This window comes from Roseofilum reptotaenium CS-1145, from assembly GCF_028330985.1.
Lineage (GTDB): Bacteria > Cyanobacteriota > Cyanobacteriia > Cyanobacteriales > Desertifilaceae > Roseofilum > Roseofilum reptotaenium.
In genome coordinates, this window is the sequence record NZ_JAQMUE010000034.1 from 12,574 (window position 1) to 32,076 (window position 19,503).

Sequence of the window (19,503 nt, forward strand, 5' to 3'; positions counted from 1 at the left end):
TACGCAGGAACCTGGTTTCTTGGTTATTTTGCGTAAGTTCTGTGATTAATTAATGAGACTCGGTATTAAGATTCGCCCACTAGAAAAAATCCTGCCCAGTAACCTGGTTCGGAATATTCTTCCATTGTGGTTAACATTGCTTGTCGGAGTGCTTGAGCTTTGTTTTCTCCAGCTTGCAGATTTTTGTAGAAATCTACCATTAATTTGGAAGTTGCTTCATCAGGAACTTGCCATAAAGAAATAACTACACTGGGAACTCCTGCTCCAACAAACGGACGGGCAATACCGACAACTCCATCGGTAGTAATCTCTCCTAACCCAGTTTCGCAAGCACTTAAGACCACTAAATCTGCTGTCAAGTCAAAGTTATAAATTTCGTGTTCTCCTAAAAACCCTAGATCTTGCCCTGAAGGAGCAAAAGCTAAACTAAATGGATTGCCATGAGTAGCTAGATGGATGATGTTGGCATTAGGCATTAGTCTAGTAATTCTGGATTTTGTTGCTCTTGTGCCTGTAATGGCAGTTGTATCTAATAATTGAGCGATCGCTTCTGCCTCTTTTTCAGCATCGGGTAAAGCTTTGAGTTGTTCACCATTGTTGCCTATCGGCATAACTGGATTACCAACTACTAAGTTTTGATTGGATAAGTTTGGAGCTTTTTTAGCTTTTTGTTGTTGAGTAATTTGCAGAAGTTTAATAGAGGGAGATATTCGCAGGGTATGTTTTTGAATTAGGTATTTATTATCCTTTCCTGTGAGGGCGGCAAATGGAACTCGAAATAGCTCGCCGTCGGGAATAATAATCACTTCTTCTTCTGGGTTTTTAGGTAATAGTTGGGCTATCGGTTCTATCAAAATTTTGTGCGCTTCTTTTAAACAATCATCAATGATAATCATTTGTTGTTTTTCTTCTTTGCTTTGACAGTTACTGCCTATTTCAGATTCTGGTAAATCTTTTGTTGCACTTCCTCTGACACTGGCAAAAGTGTTTATCGAAAGATTAGCTAAAGAAATTTCTGAGTTTTGATTGCTGGAAGTCGTAGTAGTTTGGTTAATTATGATAGTACCAGTAGTGACAATAGCGGTGCCAAGACTGCTAATTAAAATGAGTTTTCGTTGATGAGGAAATTTGAAGAATAGATAAGTTCCAGAAAGAGGAATTAGTAGGATAATAAAGATCGCAAGATGAGAAAATGAGTTGGATCTTTTGTCGGAATTTATCGAATGATTGTTAGATAAAATACGATTATATTTAGAGTCGATTAAACTGAAATCTTCCCGAACAAAATGGACTTCTCCTGTAGGTTTAACTATCCAGATATAAAGTTTGGGTTCATAGGTTGGGTTTATGCCAAAAGCATTAATACTTACAGGTGTTAAATATTTAACTAATGTTGCATTTTGCTCCTTGGCAATAGCTTTAATTTCATCAATACTTATAGACGATTCTTTATTTTTATCGATTAGATAAGAGAGAATACGAGTACGACCATATTCAGCAAATTCTAAAGCTTCTGTATATTTTTTCTGTTGAATTCGTAACTCTGTTAACCCATAACTAAATAGTCCAGCTTCTCCGAATAGATGGTTATCCCATGAACCACCACTGCCGGCAAATCTCTCTAGGAGATTTACGATTGTTTTATTCCATGATTTTCTATCATTTTTCATAGCCTCTAAAAACTTTTTCTCGGCTGCATCTATTTTGCCTTGTTGCAGTAATGAGAATCCCAAACTTGACTGAATGTAAGAAATTCTAGAGGAAAATGGATCGTCAACACAAGTTTGACAACTGAATTGATCTTGGTATTTTTCTATTGAATCTATTGCCTTTTGATACTGTCTAGTTGCTTCAGCATAGTTGCCTAATTGAAAATAAATTGCTCCTAGCTGTCTATACGACACATATGAATGTCCGCGATTATCAGACTCAACATGTAGAGACTTTTTCAGAGAATTAATTGCTTTTTTGTATTTTTTTGCACCAACGTAAGCTTCATGTATTGGGTGAAAAATATGTGGAACACCTCCCTTTCTTAAGTCTCTTTTACACGCTTTAATTGCCTTTTCCCAAGCTTCAGCAATGTTATAGCCCGTGCATATGTTTGAGTCAATTGCAAAAATATTTTTTTTCAGGGCTTCAATTTGTTCTAAGTCTTCTATAATAGCTTGTTTGTCTGCTTCAGAGATAGGTGCATTAAATTGCCTTTTGTTTATAATATACATTAAAACCCTACCAATTTCTCTATCTGATATTTTTTCTGTTATTTCTATTCGATTAGGAGAATTAACCCACGAATCTTGTGCTAAAGCTGAGGGAATAAAAGGCTTCTTTTGACTAAAACTTTCTAGAGGATTACCAAGAATAGAAACTAAGGTAATTATTACCGTTGTTGTGAACTGATAAAGCTTCATAATTAACACCTCTTTAGGTTGAAAAATAATTGAATAGAGTACAATTGCACACAATTAAGTAATTAACATTTATGAAATTTAGCTATCAGAAAACACTTACTTCTCAAAAAAGACATACAACTTTCCTTTCTCTCTCTAAATTTTGCTTGATTTTGGAGATAAAAACCCTAGAATAAAATCTTATAACCTATTCATAATTGTTATCTAATTATGAAAAAACATCATTAAAAAGCAGGGTTATCTCGATGATTTTCCTGCGGCTTTAACCTATTCAAAACATCATAAAAATTGTAATAAACTCGTTTACCTTCAGCAAAAGTATCAGGAGGTTCTTCTCCTCTTAATAATTCAGGTTTTTCACTTGGGAATTGACGGCGGTTAATCAAATCTTGCACCACTAAATCTGGATCGTCACTAGACTCTAAAGTGAACAGTAAATCCTCATTCTTGCATGAAGCCCTCATTTGTTTAACCCCACATACTACCGGAATATTCCGATTAGGAACCCATGTTTCCCAAGTAGCAACAATATACTTCAATCCATCTCTATTATATATATTTTGAAACCGCTACGAAACCATTTTACATCGTTGTTCTGGCGGGTAATTTTCACCAAAAAAATCATTATCTAACTTCCAAAGAATAACAATTATTTCTTCATTTGATTGAGGATTTTCCACAATTGTTGCAGGAATACTTCTACCTTGATATTCACCAGTTCCACAAAAGAATCTAACCCCAGATACTGGAACTGAACTTACCTCAACTTTTTGAGTTGGAACGGGTTCAGATGTCACAGGTTGTTCCGACTCAGGTTTAATAAAAGGAGTAATAGCTGTAATCAAAGCAGCAATTGCACCTAGTACAGTAGCTAATGTAATCCAGTGGTTTTTCTGATTATTGCTCATAGTTATGACAGGATAGAACTTTATTGAAGTAGAACTGAAACATCTTCGGCGTGTTTGCGATCTCTGCAATTTCTTCAACGGTGATAGTCACCAGTGAAGACCCCCTAAACATTGTGCTATATTTTGCATCCGCTCTCGCAATCGCACGCTCTCCTTCGTGATGAAAAAGGCGTTCTCGACCATGTTGATAAGCGAAGGCTTTACCTCCGACCATTACAGCAAATACCCCGAAACCGGGACTTTTAATTGTAATTGATATCCCTAATTCGCTCGTAATTCTTGGGGCGGATTATTCGGTTTCCCCACCGCAATACAGCAATCCTCTGGGTTGGGAACCAACTCTAGCTCCCGGTTTTGCGACCACTTGCTTCTGCTTCTGAAACTTTGCAAACGCCCACGAAGGAAAGATTTTATTCCACAGCCAATCATAACAGATTTTCCAGGGAGGAACACGGGGCGCACCCCGTTTGTTGAGCTACAAAGTCTCAAAATCAACCTTATCAAGTTTCATTTGTTCGCGAAACGTATCGACGATTTGATCGAGAACTGCACCAAGAGTACTGGACTGTTTCAGCTAATTTGGCACATTTGGGTACGTTATCGACAGTGTAACGCACCCAAACCCGCACCCAAAACCACATCCAGAAGATTACTCTGTACCGGATGATGGACAAACTTCCCCCATTACTCATCCAATAAAATCAATTGTTTGCGGTGAGTATGACGCACGGAAAACTCCGGTGAATCTGAAGAATTTTCAGAACCACGACTAATGAATCCAAACAGATAAACCACATCCATGGGACGCAATAGAGTTCCGTCATTGCGGCAACTGCCCAGATAACGAACCTGTGCCAAACCTTCAGCAGAAACTGATTCTAACTCTAATTCAAATAACTGCTCGCGAAGGTTAACTCGTTTGGGTTTGCCAGATTTAGTTTTGCCTTCCTTAATGATTTCCTCACGGTCTAAAATAGCCTGAATCCAATCTTGCCATTCCTGGGAAATAACAGCCACAGAACACTCTAGGATAATCTGATATTCTGCCCGCTCTAATAACTTGGCGCTGCTTTTCCCTTTTAAGGGGACTTCTATCGCCTCGTAAAGGGGACATTCCGCAGGCAGTTGGGCGCGAAGACGCTGTAAAAAGTCTTCCGGTGCGACTGGCTGGGTTAATTCAAAATCGACTAATTCGCCACTGCTTGTGATGCCTAACGAGAGGGCACTGGCGACCATGATGCGGGGGCCGGGATGATATCCTCCACTATAGGCAACCGGTAAGCCAGCGCGACGTACTGCCCGGTCAAGCAGTCTTAACCAGTCTAAATGACTGATTTGTCCCATTTCTCCCTGTTTGCCCCATTTGACTCGTAAGCGTTGAACCGGCGGTACTTTCGTATTGTCGCGAACTTCTAGAGTGGGAATGGGAGGTGGGGTGACAACGATATTATGGCCGAAGTTGGTTCCACAGACTCCGCAGTGGGAACAACTTTCAAAGGAACAGTCGGGAACGGTGGTGGCTTCGAGGGCGCGTTTGAGGTCGTCTTTGAGCCAGGTTTTGCTAATTCCAGTGTCGATATGATCCCAAGGAAGGGGTTGCTCTAACAGAGACTCAGAAGCGTTCACCGAGCGGAGTCGAGGTGATGAGCGGAGTCGAGGTGAGGAAGAATTCTCCGAAAGGTGGTCAGGAAGCGCGTGCCAGGTTCCTTCGGTAATTTGGCGATATTTCCAAGTAAGTCCAGCTTGCTCGATCGCCTCTTCCCAAGCATTATAGGCCGTATCGAGACTCTCCCACCAGGCATCCATCCCCGCACCACGCTTCCAAGCTTCCAGGATAACCGGGCCGAGTTGGCGATCGCCCCTTGAAAGAAAATCTTCCATGGCCGATAATCGGATATCGGTAAAATGGGCCTTGACTCCCCGCATCTGCCGAAATTCTTCACGTAATAAGTCCTGCTTGCGTGCAAATTCTGCGGTAGACACGCTATGCCACTGAAAAGGAGTATGGGGTTTAGGCGTAAAGTTGGAGATAGTGAGAGTAACCCCCAAGCGTTTGCGACCGCGAGTATAACATTCTTGCTGGAGCCAATGGACCGTTTCAGCAATACCTAACACATCTGCGTCCGTTTCTCCAGGCAAGCCAATCATAAAGTAAAGTTTAACCCGATCCCATCCCTGATCGTAAGCACTCTTTACCCCACGCAAGAGTTCCTCATTCGTCAACCCTTTATTAATAATGTCGCGCATCCGTTGGGTTCCCGCTTCGGGAGCAAACGTGAGGGAACTTTTGCGCGTCCCTCCAACGAGGTTACCAATGTTTTCATCAAAGCGGTCTACCCGTTGACTGGGAAGGGAGAGGGCAATTTTTCGCTCTTGAAGACGGTTTCTGAGTTCGAGTCCGACCGCAGGAAGGGCAAGATAGTCGGAACAACTGAGGGAAAGGAGGGAGATTTCATTATAGCCCGTGGTTTGAATCCCTTGTTCGATCGCCTCAATCACCTCATCTGGGTCAACATCTCGTGCTGGACGAGTGAGCATTCCCGGTTGGCAAAAGCGGCAACCTCTGGTGCATCCGCGCCGAATTTCCATAGTTAAACGGTCGTGGATAGTTTCAATATAGGGCACAAGGGCGACGGAATAGGCGGGCATGGGGGGAGCTGTTCGTCGTAAAATGCGATCGGGTACATCATCCCGCAGGGGAACCACACTTCCGTCTGGCATGGGTTGATAAAATTGGGGCACATAGACTCCGGGAATTTGCGCCAGATCCAGGAGTAAATCTAAGCGGCTTAAGGTATTATTTAAGCTTTCTTCGACAATTAAGCCAATTTCTGTCAGCAATTCCTCCCCATCTCCCAGAGCCATAAAATCAAAGAATTGGGAATAAGGTTCCGGGTTGGATGTAGCGGTTTGTCCACCGGCAAAGATTAGGGGAAAATCACCCTGGTTTCGCTCTTCCCAGGTGAAGGGAATACGAGCAAGATCGAGCATTTCCAGGATATTGGTGGCTCCGAGTTCGTAGCTGAGACTAAAGCCAATGATATCGAATTCTTGCAGAGTACGACGAGATTCAAGGGCAAAGAGAGGCGTTTGGGTCTCCCGGAGTTTAGCACTGAGGTCAGGGCCGGGTAAATAGGTGCGATCGCACAGTTGGCGGGGTTGGGCATTAATAATATTGTATAGAATCTGATGCCCCAGATTGGATGAGCCTAATTCATACAATTCCGGATAACTCAACACCCAATGCACAGATGTCTCTGACCAAGACTTATAAGCTGCCCCTAATTCCTTACCGATGTAGCGAGCGGGTTTATGGATATCGGGGGTCAGTAATTCATCGATGGCAATAACCATAAGTTCACCTCTCGTATAATCTGTGTTCTCGATATGACGATTACGCCGTCAATGGGAGCGATCGTACAAACCTCTAGGATATCGTAGGAACGATTCGCCTGTCTTTTAGGTTTGAGAGCGATCGCGATAAAATCAAGAGAAACCCTGGTTCAGCTTATGCACCTCAAATCCTATCCTAGAGATCACTTACCCTCAGCTCAAGATTTACCCGACTCAGATGAAACCCCTGTGGATAACGAACTGCAAGATTTAATTCCCACTCTTCTCAAAGCAATGTTGGCCTCTATTTGGTCAGAGCGCATGGATTGGTTTTTTGGTGTAGATATGGGAGTTTACACCGATCCGAACCAACCGGCAATTGTCCCCGATGGTTTTTTGAGTATCGGTGTGCCCAGAATCAGGGATGAAGGTTTACGTTTATCCTATGTTCTTTGGGAAGAGCAACAAGTTCCGACTTTAGTGTTAGAAGTTGTCTCAAAAACCCGAAGAGGAGAATATAGCCAGAAAAAACAACAATATGCCCAACTGGGAGTTCCCTACTATGTCATCTATAATCCTCTGCGAACACAGCAACAGAGATTAGAGGTTTATCAACTTCAGGAGGGTCAATATCAATTATTATCTGGGGAACCGGTATGGTTACCGGAACTGAATTTAGGTATTGGTAGCGATCGCGGCACTTATCAAGGCATTACCAGAGAATGGCTCTATTGGTATGATGAGAAGGGCGATCGCTATCCAACTCCAGAGGAGAGAGCAGAGAGTGCTGAATTAGAGCTAGAGAGTGAACGCCAAGAAAAGGAACTCGAACGAGACAGAGCCGATCTCCAACAACAGCGAGCAGAGGGGGCTGAACTAGAGCTAGAGAGGCAACAAGAACGAGCCGATCGCGCCGAATCCGATTTACAACAGCTACGGGAGAAACTACAACAATTAAATATCGATCCCGATGCTCTATTGTAGTTTTTTCAGAGTACAAATAACGAAATCATCTTAAACCTATAAATTTACCCCTAATTCAGTTAACATTTCATCCGATGTTTCTTGAATCATAATTGCACCGGATGCTCTCAATAACCATGAAAAAGAACCATAAGGTATTGGATCGTCCACGACCTGAAGAGCAATAAATAGAGTATTGGAGTCTTGAATAATTGCGTCCCACCAAAACCAGTATCTTTCGTTAAAGGATAAATCAAAACAACCAATCCACTCCATTACTGACCATTTAATGTTTTCAATTTCTTCTTCCTGTTCTTCTAGAGAAAGAGTATTCCATTTCTCTATCTCTTGCTCTATTTCTTCATCTGTTCGTTCCAGGCCACAGCGTTCAACAAACCATTTTGGCAATAGGTTATACCACTCTTCTTCAGATGGCCAATCTTTTTCATATTGCTTAAGCACCACTGACAAAGCTTCTTGACAATTCTGGAGAACTCGATCGGCATTACCTTGACAGTGAATCTTAAATATAATTAGTCCAGCCCACTCTACTCTATCTTCTGGGTTGGAGGAGTATAATAAATGTCTTAATTCATCTACTGGTTTCATCTCAAACTTCATTAGCATTTTGCACAACCGTCCCTTTAGAATTATTCCATTCTCCGTGTCTCCGTCTCCTCCCCACTCAAATTTTAAAAGCATTCCCTTGAGAGTTACCCAGCTTCGGGACTTCTCTTATAGGTATCATTACTTTAACCAATCGATCTGGCTAAACCTTGATCCCTCATGATCCCCAGCATTTGGTGATCGAAGTCACTTAATTTGCACTAATTCGATCACATCTGAGCCTAGATATTGACAGTTAACTAGAGGTATATCAAAAAAGTGAGGTTCAATCATGACACCCACCAGTTTAATCCGTCGGCTGGTAGAACAGATTCTCTACCTAAAACGGCTCACCCCCGAACTAGAAAATGCCATTAATGCCGAATTAACGCGCTTAGGCCATATTTCCGATGTCGATTATGAAGCCCTAGAATTGTTGATGAGCGAAATGGATGAAGGGCGTATTCAATTGGTTTCTAACCCCTAGTGTTCTGATTCTGGGTTCTGATGAAGATTCCATAGACGATCAATAAAGGATCGTAACTGCTGATGGTGTTCACTTCTCTTAGAATCAGCGGGGTGCATTGCTCCTAATTGAGTAATAATAGGAATCACTTCTGTGTCAAAGGCCAGATGGAATGCATGGACTGGCCATAAGAGATCTGGGCCCTGGCGTACATCATAATAGGGGGGCAGATCCGTTGACAGGGGGCTATCATTCTCAGTCGATGTCACCAAAATTAAAGGGCGCACCCAAGCCAAACCTCTCGCGATAACAATCTGAATCACTTCAGTATAGAGGCGATCGCCGTTCACTTCTAAATATACAATTTGACAAGGTTGGATGTTGTTCCAGTTCTCCATTATTACTGAAGAGTAGTGAATCACTAATCACCCGTTATAGCGTTAAAAGTCTAGTATACAGCGATTCTCTCTTCTGAAGGAGTACAGCCTGAAGGGTTAGACCCTAAGTAATACAAGCTATTCCCTATTCCCTAGTGCCAAGCGCTATACCTACCCTAGAACACTTTAACAAAACTTCACACTTCCTCCTAAGGAATGCTATAATTTCACTTTAGGTCTATCAAAGAGCGCTGTATCAAGCCAATCAGAGTTCTTAGCATTTAATCACTCAAATACAAATGCTTTCCTTTGATTCATTCACCAGAGGTCTAAAGCTATGTCTGTGGAAACCATTGAAAAACGGTCAACAACTCGCAAAATTGCCCCTCGTTATCGGGTTCTACTCCATAACGACGACTTCAACACCATGGAGTATGTCGTCGAAACACTCCTAAAAACAGTATCGAGTTTAACTCAGCCCCAGGCCGTGAGTATTATGATGGAAGCCCACAATAGTGGACTAGCCTTAGTGATTACCTGCGCTCAAGAACATGCTGAGTTCTACTGTGAAACTCTGAATAATCACGGACTCACTAGCACCATTGAGCCAGAAGAATAAGACCTCTAACCCCATAAGGGAAAGAAAAAAAGCACCAGCCATGCAAAGAATCCTCCGATTTTTGGTGGTGCTTTTGTGTGTTTGGTTACCCATTACCTTGCCTATTTATCTCTGGGTTCGAGATCCTAACTGGCAAAGTATTTTGGCGATGGGGATTTTGTATATCGAGTTCCTGTTGCTGGTTTATGTTTGGTCTCGATGGGTTGACCCCATTCCCCATCTGGGTAAATACTATGGAGTGAGTTTAAACCGAGCAAATCGCTTAGAGTTTTTCGCCGGTTTGTGGATTGCCGTTTCTCTACTCTTAGGATTGTTTACGATACAAGAATTGATGGGTTGGGTAACGTGGAGACCTTTACCCCCATCAATGGCTCAAGTCATCTTAGAAGCCATTCTCGTTGGTTTCGGAGTCGGTTGTGCAGAAGAGCTGTTTTTTCGCGGGTGGTTCCTGAGTGAACTGCAACAGGACTATTCTCCGAACCGCAGTGCTTGGATCAACACCCTAATTTTTGCGGTGCTGCACTTTATTAAACCCTTGGGGGAAATTCTGCGAACCTGGGTTCAGTTTCCTGGTTTGGTGCTGTTAGGTTTAACCCTAGTTTGGGCAAAATATGCAACCTATGGACGATTAGGATTATCCATTGGTTTGCACACGGGGTTAGTGGCTACATTTTATGTAATTAATGTGGGTCAGTTGATTGAATATACACAAACGGTTCCCTCTTGGATAACCGGTATTGATCAAAATCCCCTAGCGGGTATGATGGGAATATTATTTCTCAGTGGGATTGGCTTTTGGGTCAGACGGCGATCGCGAAGACTGCTGAAACGCTCAAATCCCTGATAAACCAGGCATCCTTACGGGGTAACCTCGAATCTTATGAACACCGTTGTCGTTGAGTCTCACCCTTGTATCCTAGTGATTGAGAGTGATACAAACTTAGCTGAAAAAATGAGTCTGGACTTACGAGAATCGGGTTACGATCCAGTTGTGGCAAGCGATCCGAAACTCTGTCTGACTCAAGTCGATCAGATTAAACCCAATTTAGTAATTATCGATCGCATGTTAGTGGGAGATTCTGGGTTAAGCGTTTGTGAAAAAATGAGGGGACAGGGAATTGTAGCCCCGATATTAATGTTAATGGCCAAAGATACAGTAGAAGACCGGGTGGCTTGTCTAGAGTCCGGAGCAGATGATTATTTCATTAAACCCTATCGTACAGAAGATTTTTTAGAACGACTGCGCCTGTATATCAAAAGCGATACGGAAAATAATGAACAGTTGCGCTTTAGTGACCTGATTTTGGATCTCGGTTCTCGCAGAGCTTTTCGGGATGGACGGGAGATCGAGTTAACGATGAAGGAATTTGAACTGCTCAAGTGCTTGATAGAACATCCCCGTGATGTCTTAACCCGCGAACAGATTTTGGAACAAGTTTGGGGATATGACTTTATGGGAGAATCGAATGTGATTGAGGTCTATATCCGTTACTTACGACTGAAAATTGAACATGAGGGTGAAAAGCGTCTCATTCAGACGGTGCGCGGAGTTGGATATGTTTTGCGGGAACCTTAGCCATGAGAAAGCAGAGAACAGTGACCAGATTTTCCTCTACAATTGAGTACATCTCGATCCTCCTAAATCACCCTTTCCAAGGAGCTAGCAAAGATCAAAACGCAGCTTACAAGAGGTCAAAGCGCTCTAGTATCGCTGTGGTAGGGTTAGCTCTGTTGTTGAGTCTGGGGATGATTGGATGTGCCGGATCGACGGCTCCCCCTCTTGCTGTCGATCCAATCTCTGAGGAGAATTTCAAGGGACAGCAGTTAGAAGTCTCCGCACAAGTGGCGATCGCCGGGGAAATCATTGAACTAGAAGTCGCTCGCACTCGCGAACAACAAGCTTTAGGATTAATGTATCGACCAGCATTACCGGACAATCGGGGAATGTTATTCCCATTTGCTGATTCTAGACTCCTGACATTTTGGATGAAAAATGTCCCGGTTCCCTTAGATATGATATTTTTGCTTGATGGAGAAGTGAAGGCGATCGCCGCTTCTGTTCCTCCTTGTAACACAGCTTCGTGTCCCGTTTATGGCCCAAATGAACCGGTCAATCAGGTGATTGAGTTGCGCTCTGGACGAGCAGCAGAGTTAGGTCTACAAGTGGGCGATCGTCTTGAGATTCAGTTTTTAGATTCTCTCTAAATATACAGAACACAACTGTCGATTCCTCCCTCCCTCCTCCCCCTTACCCAATCTGTTTCCAGATCCCTTACGGGTCAAGGGTTTTTGCTCGTTTAGTCTCCAATCTCGATGGCTCAGAGTTGATCCCCAAAGGCAAAACTCGTTAAAAATCTGTAAAAGGGTTTACAAAACCGTAAAGATTTGATAGAGTTAGGAACTTAAACCCTAATAAAGTTATAATCAATATCCAAAGATCTAGTGAAACGGGTCAAGCTGCGCTCAGAACCGTCCAGATCCCCCGGAACTTTAGATCCGGTTTACCAGACTCTTACCTTTGATCAGAATGTGATCGAGATCCTATTTCAAGATGGGAGAAGATCACATCAAGGATTAAATCTCTTGATTTATGCTTGTACGATGGGGACAGAATATAAACTGACTCCCCCACCACCCAATTAACAAATTCTGATTTCACAATACACTTTTAAGACAATGAGGTGAAAAATTTGATTATGTCCCCCGGAAGCTACGCCAAACTAATTCGATTTTTACAAGACGAGTTATCTATCTCTTCTTCTTCGATCTCCTTAGCAATGAGACAATGCGAGCACGATCCCGGCCCCTTACCTATGGTGTTATGGCAATATGGTTTAGTCACTTTAGAGCAACTCGATCAAATCTTTGATTGGCTCGAAACCGCCTAGAGATTGAATCAAGTTGAATCAGACTATGGAGGCTAGGATTTTATCATCGCTCTCAAACAGATTCTAATTAATTCCTGGATCGCGCTTTTTCGGCACATCCTGAAAAGGCTCACCATCCAAAAGGGGGTTGAAGATTCAGCCCCCTTTTGGCAATTGTTGCTACAATAATTGGGAAGTTGGTTCTGTGCATTCAGCTCAATTCCCTAATTGTGAAACTTGAAGTGTTCTATGGAGTTATCAAAACTAATTTTAAGAGGACTTAAAGCCGATCATTTCCGTCATCCCCTGGATCGAGAAGCGACACAAGCGCTCAAGCAACTGCCCGGACTGGATATGGTGATCCGTAATTTACTCGCTCCACTGGGGGAAAAATATTTCTATTTGGATAATATTGCCTCAAGTATTTTGGTGAGCGATCGCCAACTGCCCCATTTACACCAGCTACTCCTAGAAGCCAGCCGGATCTTAGACCTCGAACCGCCCCAACTCTACATCAAACAACATCCGGTTCCCAATGCCTATACCTTCGCCATGCGAGGACGGCAACCGTTCATGGTCGTTCATACCTCCCTCATTGAACTACTCACCCCTGAAGAAATTCAAGCCGTTATTGCCCATGAGTTAGGCCATCTCAAATGCGACCATGGGGTATACCTGACGTTAGCGAATTTGATGGTACTCGGAGCTAGTTTAGTCCCCGCCTGGGGAAGCCTCATGGCTCAACAACTGCAAACCCAGTTAATGGAATGGGTAAGATGTGCAGAATTTTCCTGCGATCGCTCCGCCCTCTTAGTGAGCCAAAATCCCAGAACCGTCATGTCCGTCTTAATGAAACTCGCGGGTGGATCGCCCTCTCTTGCTCCCCAACTGAACTTAGATGCCTTTATTGATCAAGCCCGTGCCTACGATCAAATTGATGATAGCGAACTGGGTCAACTGCTCAAACAAGCACAAAATGCTGAACTCACTCACCCAGTTCCCGTACTCCGCGCTAGGGAAGTGGATCGATGGGCAAGTACCCAAGATTATGAAAACCTGTTGCAAACTCTAAAAATAGGCTATAATTCTGAAAGTGTTCGCAAGGGCGGATGGCGAAATTGGTAGACGCACCACACTCAAAATGTGGCACCTTCGGGTATGAGAGTTCGAGTCTCTCTCCGCCCATACCCAAAAAATTCAATAAATTTGAGATTTCTAGGCCCTCCTTGCCATAATTATTACAAAAAGATGGAAGAATGGGTAAAAACCCTTACCCTAATCTGTCGCTAATGCACCATCTGAGCTGTATCACAGCACTACGAATCAAGACAGTTTTAATTTTGGTTAAGGTTATTGGAAGGGCAAAATATAGTCTTGCCTATTGTTCCCTGCTTTGCACAAACCTGGGAGCCTGCTGGCATTACACCCAATTGACCCGGAAATAGGTTAACCTGATAAGTAAAGAAAAATTGGAATCCTCTGATTTGATGTAGGATTTGATCGTATTAATGAGATAACTCAAAAGTTTCTAATATAGCAAAGCTTAAACAAAATTGCTGCGCTATATGGCTTGGGGTGCAGAACCATCGAAAAAGGGGCAATTACCATGGGATCTAGCTTAATGGATCAAAACTATCCACCCTCTGGTTTCAAAACAACAGAGCTAAGAAAAAATACTAGTCAATATCAAGAGACCATTTATCGTTATTTCTTAGCTATTGTTAAAACAGATAGTCCAGATCAAGTTCTGCAACAATTCAGAAGATTATTTATCGATCATACTGAAATTAACGATCCAGCGGTAAATCAGGCGTTGTTTTCTCTTGTATTTGCCAATAAAGAAGAAAATTTTTCCCATACTTTAAAACGCTGTTGTTATATTCTGATTAACAACTGGGAAGCGAGCAGACATCATGATGCCGTGCGGGATTTAGTGGGCAGTTTTGAATCTCAAAAAATCGGTCGTAATAGCCATTCTATTCCCATTAAGAGACTTAAAGCATGGACGCTAAACTTTATCAACAGTCCTGATTATGAAGGAATTAAACTTTTTTGCGCTAAATTTGACTTAGAAGAACAGACTTGGAGCGATCGCTACACGTCCTATCTGTTAGTTCCCCAATACACTAATCTCCAAAACTCTGCCGAACAACGCCAAGCTGCTAAAGTACGATCTCAAGAACTTAAAGAAAAGTTCAAGTTTGATTTAGCCATGTACACAACCCGGTCTCAGCTTACCCATAAGCGGACTGATGAAGCGCCTAAAAACCCGACTCGTTTAGGCGATGAAGTTTTACATCTGATTAAAACCATCCTCCTCAGACGCGGGCCATACAACTATCTTAATTTAGCCAATATCTTTCTACAACAAACTCAGGATATTAGTTATCATGAATTTAAGCAAGCTCTTCAGCGTTACCTCGTTTTTTCAGTCAATGATACTGCTTTTATCCATTTGATTGAAAACCAATTATCCGTTAAGTTAGAAAATGTGTATACTGACTATGATGGTCTTCCCGTAACTAGAGCGCTACAGTTGAGAACGTGTAACCGAGTTGTAGAATATCTGACGACTGAAGATCGCACTACTCCTTCGACTTTATTTGTGCTGTGGGTAGCTCAGAATAATCCTCTGACGTTGGTGACAATGATGCTGAAACTCATCTTAATCAGTAAGCCAACTAGGGTTCACCTCGAAGCTCGGATTGCCGATTTAATTAGCTATTACAAAAATTATCCAGAACAGGAATGTAAGTGGTTGATTAATTTCATGGAGGTGTTGAATATTGCCTTTGCGATTTATGCGGATAATGTCCAATACAACTTAGTTCGGATTGACCAAAAAAGCTTGGGTAGTCAGACTGAATCAAATTTAGATAAATATCAAATTTTTTCCCAACTGAATATGGATAAGCCAGTGGATTTTGTTCATGAAAATCATGAAGATTTCCTGGAAGAAGAGGAGTGATATAGAGCTTTGCGCTGGGGAATAGGGAATAGGGTTGTGGTATAGCAGAGAAGGAGTTGGTTAGGACAGTTGGGTTATGGTTTGAGGCAATAGGAACTCTAGCAATAGAAAATGTCCTAACTCTCCCTTTCTCTGCTAGATAGTGAATTCAATTAACCATGAGTCACTGATTTTCCGGAGTGGATATTAATGGTTGAAAGATCGAACTGTTGTAAGGCTAATTCTAGGGCAGTTTGATGAATCTGTCGCCAGGGAAGATTATGTTGGCGGGCAAGCTGGGCGCAATCTTCATATTCGGGTTGTAGATTGGAGAGTTGGTCACCTCTCCAGGCTAATTTAATCTGAACTGAACCATAGGGTGTTTCTAGAGTGCGGAGTTCTCGACGCAAAATGGAACGCTCTTGGAGGGTACGGCGAATGCCTAATGTGGTGGTTTCCTGGAATACGATTGTTTCACAGGTAGTAATTTGAGCGGGTGGACAAATGACGGTTAATAGTACGCCTAGGCGGGATTTTTTCATCATGATCGGTTGGGTAAAGACATCTAATGCTCCCGCAGCAAAGAGTCGATCGCAGCAATAGCCGATCGCCTGGGGACTAAGATCGTCAATTTGAGTCTCCAACACCGCTATCTGCTCTAAACCCTCCTGCTCTCCTGGAGAACCCACCCACAAACGGACTAAATTGGGTAGCGGTAACTGGGCCGATCCTGCTCCTAATCCTACCTTTTCTAACTGCATGGAGGGAACAGAACCGAAGCTGGTGGCTAATGTAGTGGAGATCGCCGCTCCTGTCGGGGTAACCAACTCCCGCTTAATACCATTACTGTAAACGGGAACCTGGGCCATTTCCCACAACTTCAACACCGCTGGAGCGGGAACCGGTAAAATGCCATGAGCTGCCTTCACCGTACCCCCTCCCGTCGGTAGTGCCGAACAAAATAGGCGATCGATCCCCAGCCACTCCAATCCCAAACAAGTCCCCACAATATCCACTAAAGCATCCGTTGCCCCCACCTCATGAAAATGAACTCGCTCCGGTTCAATTCCATGAACTGCCGCTTCAGCTAAAGCCAAACGTTGAAAAATCGCTAAACTGCGCTCTTCCACTCGTGGCGCAAGTTTAGCCTCCTCAATCATTTTTACAATTTCCGGTAAATGGCGGCTGCCGTGGGGATGATCGTGATGATGATGATGATGATCGTGGGAATGCATCAGATCCACATGCACCTTCGTCCCCACTTGACCCTGATGAGTAACTTTTTCAGAGTGTAACTGATACTCATCCTCAATCTGTAAGGATTTTAATTCCTCTTGCAGGTATTCTAGAGGAACTCCCGCATCCACCAGAGCACCCAAACACATATCACCGGCTAAACCGGTGGGACAATCCAGATACCCTATTTTATTCATTCATCTACCCCCAAGTTATGGCAATCTTGTATACCCTGCATCCAGAAACACCGCAACAGCGAACCCTCCAAGAGATCAAAAGCGCTCTTCAGGATGGAGCGGTGATGTTATATCCAACCGATACGGTATATGCGATCGGTTGCGATCTCAATGTTAAATCAGGCATTGAGCGCGTCAGACGGATTAAGCAACTCTCTAATGATAAACCGTTAACCTTCCTCTGTTCTTCCCTCTCCAATGTGGCCAGCTATGCCACAGTTAGTGATGTGGCCTATCGAACTATGAAACGTTTAATTCCTGGCCCCTATACCTTCTTGCTGCCTGCAACCAAGGCGGTTCCCCGTCTCGTGATGTCTCCCAAACGCCGGACAACAGGAATTAGAGTCCCCAATAATCCCATTTGCTTAGATCTCTTAAAAGCCCTAGATAATCCTCTGATTTCCACCTCCGCGCACTTAGTGGGGGATGAGGAAATGTCCGCTACTCCCAGCGCTCCCGAATATACCTCTACACAAGAACTCTTTGACCGTCTCGATAAGCTGGTGGATATCATTATTGATGATGGTTTACCGGTTCAATCCCAAGTTTCCACCGTTTTGGATTTAACCGCCATGGAACCAAAAATTGTGCGTGAAGGTCTGGGATGGGAAGCAGCATCGGATTGGGTGTCCGAAGCAAGTTAAATAGACTTCTTGCAGAAGGTGAGGGAATAGGGAATAGGTATTAGATACAGGATTCCTGCATTACTATTCATATTCTGCCCATTTATGCAAGGGATCTAATCTGGAGGATCATCACCCCTAGGGTTTGATGATCTTCTTAGGGGTTAAGGAATCAGGGAACCTCAGAGGCATCTACCCCACACAGTCTAGGGAAAGGCAATAGATTTTAGGTTCCAGAATTATACGTCTGTCCTAAGTGCCAAGGCGGTTGCTATATTTTTTAGCCAGTCCTGCAATTGTCCTACTGAGGAGTTCTCTGGGGGTTGGCGACTCTCCCCCCAAATCAGGGAATTCAAAATAGCTTAAAGTCTAACGTTGACAATGGTTTGGACGATCGCACCTGAAGGTGTGATCGCCAAGTCTTTTCCTGCGCTCCTGTGATGGGGTAGATCTGCACAGATCAAAGAGTGCCACAGTAGCACCCCTTCATTTTCTGAGGGACACCTACAGTCAGAGTATAGACAGCGCGAGGAATTCCAACCGAAGCGGTGTCATCACCGGAGTGCATTCAACCCAAAGGAGATTGAAATTATGAATACCAAGTCCAGCCAGTCTGCTACCCTCTCTAACGCCCATCAAATTAACCAACAACCTTCTTTAACGGTTCTTAATTCTTGTGCAACCGTTAAGGAGGAAATTCCGGAGTCTTCTGAGACGGTAATGGATGTAGACGCTTTACTAGAGTTAATTAGCCGCGAGATTCGCAGTGCGATGCAGATTAATTGCCGCTCGATTCAGAGTGTAGCTAAACGGATGGCACGGGAAGTAGAGCGCATTTGCCAAAAGAGCGATCGCATTCAAAAATCGGGAATTATTGAATCTTGGCAACGGACGTTAGCCAATAACCGGATTGAAAAATGCTTGCAATACTATAAGCTTGGCTCCCATCAAGGTCGCACCGAACTCCATAGTAATTTGAGTGTGATGGTATATCGCCATGTGGCGAAAAGTAGCGCTCGGTTGGGATTTAAGGCTCGCTATAGTTTAATTGAAGACTTCATGCAAAGCTTTTATGTGGAAACTCTCAAAGCTTTCCGTCGGGAAAATGAACTGACTCAAGACTATAGCCCTCGCACTCGCCTAGAATTAGCTGAATATATGGCGTTTACGGAACAATATGCCAAACGACGGATTAATTTACCGGGGGGCATTTCCCAACGCTTGATTGTCCTCAGAGCGCAAGGGTTTTCTCGCCGTCAACCGCAAGAGATGTCGGTTGATATGGAAATGGCAGTGGAGTCGGGTAAGACGGAAGAAGCGCAAATGTATAGTAGAGATCCTGCACTCCATCAAATTCGGGAGAAAATGGTTGCTGGTGCGGTTGATCCCTCAGAGTCAGTATTGCGCGATCGTGTGATTCGGGAATTAACCCAATATCTCGAAGCTCAGGAACAATTTGATTGTATTGATTACCTGAAGCTCAAGCTGCAAGACTTCTCAGCTACGGAAATTGATGAAACCCTGGACTTGACTCCTCGCCAACGGGATTATCTGCAACAACGGTTTAAGTACCATGTAGAGAAATTTTCCCGCTTCCATAACTGGCATTTGGTTCACCAATGGCTCGGTGCAGATCTCGATCAAAATCTCGGCATGGCTCCTTCCCAATGGCAACAGTTCTTCAATCAATTGGCTCCTGAGCAGCAACAACTGTTCCAACTCAAGCAAGCGGGAATTGAGGATGCTCAAATTGCCACGACCATTGGTTGCACCCCGAAGCAATTACAAAAGCGCTGGAATAAATTACTGGAATTGGCTTGGAAGGCACGTAATCAAGTCAACTCTTAATGAGAACAGCGCAGTGAGGATGTGATAAAGGGGATCTTCAATTCAGACTGTTCACCTCGA

At 43.4% G+C, this 19,503-nt stretch carries 16 protein-coding genes, 1 tRNA gene and 2 pseudogenes; 12 read left to right on the plus strand and 7 right to left on the minus strand.

Annotation, left to right across the window (positions count from 1 at the left end; translation table 11 throughout):
- Positions 1 to 65: 65 nt before the first annotated feature.
- The 4 genes and pseudogenes from PN466_RS04925 to PN466_RS04940 all read right to left on the minus strand — a co-directional run bounded on the left by PN466_RS04925 (position 66) and on the right by PN466_RS04940 (position 6,676).
- The gene (locus PN466_RS04925) at positions 66 to 2,414 is read right to left on the minus strand and encodes a CHAT domain-containing protein (protein ID WP_271937444.1); all 2,349 of its coding nucleotides are present in this window, start codon (positions 2,412 to 2,414) and stop codon (positions 66 to 68) included.
- 224 nt (positions 2,415 to 2,638) lie between these two features.
- Positions 2,639 to 3,322 (minus strand): annotated as a pseudogene (locus tag PN466_RS04930) (COP23 domain-containing protein).
- A gap of 19 nt (positions 3,323 to 3,341) precedes the next feature.
- A pseudogene (locus PN466_RS26195) lies at positions 3,342 to 3,497 on the minus strand (alpha-hydroxy-acid oxidizing protein); the annotation flags it as partial.
- Positions 3,498 to 4,006: 509 nt separating this feature from the next.
- Positions 4,007 to 6,676: a TIGR03960 family B12-binding radical SAM protein gene (locus tag PN466_RS04940; protein ID WP_271937446.1), complete on the minus strand. Its 2,670-nt coding sequence runs from the start codon at positions 6,674 to 6,676 to the stop codon at positions 4,007 to 4,009.
- Between the two features lie 156 nt (positions 6,677 to 6,832).
- Between PN466_RS04940 and PN466_RS04945 the strand changes: the two genes are divergently transcribed.
- Positions 6,833 to 7,639, plus strand: coding sequence for a Uma2 family endonuclease (locus PN466_RS04945; protein WP_271937448.1), 807 nt, complete (start codon positions 6,833 to 6,835; stop codon positions 7,637 to 7,639).
- A 36-nt stretch (positions 7,640 to 7,675) separates the two neighbouring features.
- Here the strand turns inward: PN466_RS04945 and PN466_RS04950 are convergent, their stop codons facing one another.
- On the minus strand, positions 7,676 to 8,227 hold the full coding sequence (locus PN466_RS04950; RefSeq protein WP_271937450.1) for a hypothetical protein: 552 nt from the start codon (positions 8,225 to 8,227) through the stop codon (positions 7,676 to 7,678).
- A gap of 289 nt (positions 8,228 to 8,516) precedes the next feature.
- Here PN466_RS04950 and PN466_RS04955 point away from each other — a divergent pair, with 289 nt between their 5' ends.
- Entirely contained in the window at positions 8,517 to 8,711 is a 195-nt protein-coding gene (locus tag PN466_RS04955) for a hypothetical protein (protein WP_271937451.1), read from the plus strand.
- Here PN466_RS04955 and PN466_RS04960 read toward each other — a convergent pair.
- Positions 8,708 to 9,088: a hypothetical protein gene (locus tag PN466_RS04960; RefSeq protein ID WP_271937452.1), complete on the minus strand. Its 381-nt coding sequence runs from the start codon at positions 9,086 to 9,088 to the stop codon at positions 8,708 to 8,710. The genes PN466_RS04955 and PN466_RS04960 overlap by 4 nt on opposite strands.
- Before the next feature lie 316 nt (positions 9,089 to 9,404).
- On the opposite strand from PN466_RS04960, the gene clpS reads away from it, so the two are divergent.
- From clpS to PN466_RS05000, 8 genes are all read left to right on the plus strand, one after another.
- Positions 9,405 to 9,686 carry an ATP-dependent Clp protease adapter ClpS gene (gene clpS, locus PN466_RS04965; RefSeq protein ID WP_271937453.1) on the plus strand — a complete coding sequence of 94 codons (282 nt, stop codon included), beginning with the start codon at positions 9,405 to 9,407 and terminating at the stop codon, positions 9,684 to 9,686.
- Positions 9,687 to 9,726: 40 nt separating this feature from the next.
- Complete coding sequence (locus PN466_RS04970; RefSeq protein ID WP_271937455.1) at positions 9,727 to 10,530, plus strand: CPBP family intramembrane glutamic endopeptidase; 804 nt, start codon at positions 9,727 to 9,729, stop codon at positions 10,528 to 10,530.
- Positions 10,531 to 10,566: 36 nt separating this feature from the next.
- Positions 10,567 to 11,262 carry a response regulator transcription factor NblR gene (nblR, locus tag PN466_RS04975; protein WP_271937456.1) on the plus strand — a complete coding sequence of 232 codons (696 nt, stop codon included), beginning with the start codon at positions 10,567 to 10,569 and terminating at the stop codon, positions 11,260 to 11,262.
- Between the two features lie 170 nt (positions 11,263 to 11,432).
- Complete coding sequence (locus tag PN466_RS04980; RefSeq protein WP_278002994.1) at positions 11,433 to 11,891, plus strand: DUF192 domain-containing protein; 459 nt, start codon at positions 11,433 to 11,435, stop codon at positions 11,889 to 11,891.
- A 491-nt stretch (positions 11,892 to 12,382) separates the two neighbouring features.
- Positions 12,383 to 12,574 carry a DUF2949 domain-containing protein gene (locus PN466_RS04985; RefSeq protein ID WP_271937459.1) on the plus strand — a complete coding sequence of 64 codons (192 nt, stop codon included), beginning with the start codon at positions 12,383 to 12,385 and terminating at the stop codon, positions 12,572 to 12,574.
- A gap of 228 nt (positions 12,575 to 12,802) precedes the next feature.
- Positions 12,803 to 13,678 carry a M48 family metallopeptidase gene (locus tag PN466_RS04990; RefSeq protein WP_271937461.1) on the plus strand — a complete coding sequence of 292 codons (876 nt, stop codon included), beginning with the start codon at positions 12,803 to 12,805 and terminating at the stop codon, positions 13,676 to 13,678.
- A tRNA-Leu gene (locus PN466_RS04995) sits at positions 13,657 to 13,738 on the plus strand. The genes PN466_RS04990 and PN466_RS04995 overlap by 22 nt, the downstream gene beginning before the upstream one ends.
- A gap of 421 nt (positions 13,739 to 14,159) precedes the next feature.
- On the plus strand, positions 14,160 to 15,521 hold the full coding sequence (locus PN466_RS05000) for a hypothetical protein (RefSeq protein WP_271937462.1): 1,362 nt from the start codon (positions 14,160 to 14,162) through the stop codon (positions 15,519 to 15,521).
- A gap of 152 nt (positions 15,522 to 15,673) precedes the next feature.
- Here the strand turns inward: PN466_RS05000 and larC are convergent, their stop codons facing one another.
- Positions 15,674 to 16,933, minus strand: coding sequence for a nickel pincer cofactor biosynthesis protein LarC (gene larC / locus PN466_RS05005; RefSeq protein ID WP_271937464.1), 1,260 nt, complete (start codon positions 16,931 to 16,933; stop codon positions 15,674 to 15,676).
- Between the two features lie 17 nt (positions 16,934 to 16,950).
- Between larC and PN466_RS05010 the strand changes: the two genes are divergently transcribed.
- Both PN466_RS05010 and PN466_RS05015 read left to right on the plus strand, forming a co-directional pair.
- Positions 16,951 to 17,616, plus strand: a complete 666-nt coding sequence (locus PN466_RS05010; RefSeq protein WP_271937466.1) for an L-threonylcarbamoyladenylate synthase — start codon at positions 16,951 to 16,953, stop codon at positions 17,614 to 17,616.
- Between the two features lie 570 nt (positions 17,617 to 18,186).
- The gene (locus tag PN466_RS05015) at positions 18,187 to 19,443 is read left to right on the plus strand and encodes a HetZ-related protein (RefSeq protein WP_271937467.1); all 1,257 of its coding nucleotides are present in this window, start codon (positions 18,187 to 18,189) and stop codon (positions 19,441 to 19,443) included.
- Positions 19,444 to 19,503: the final 60 nt, after the last annotated feature.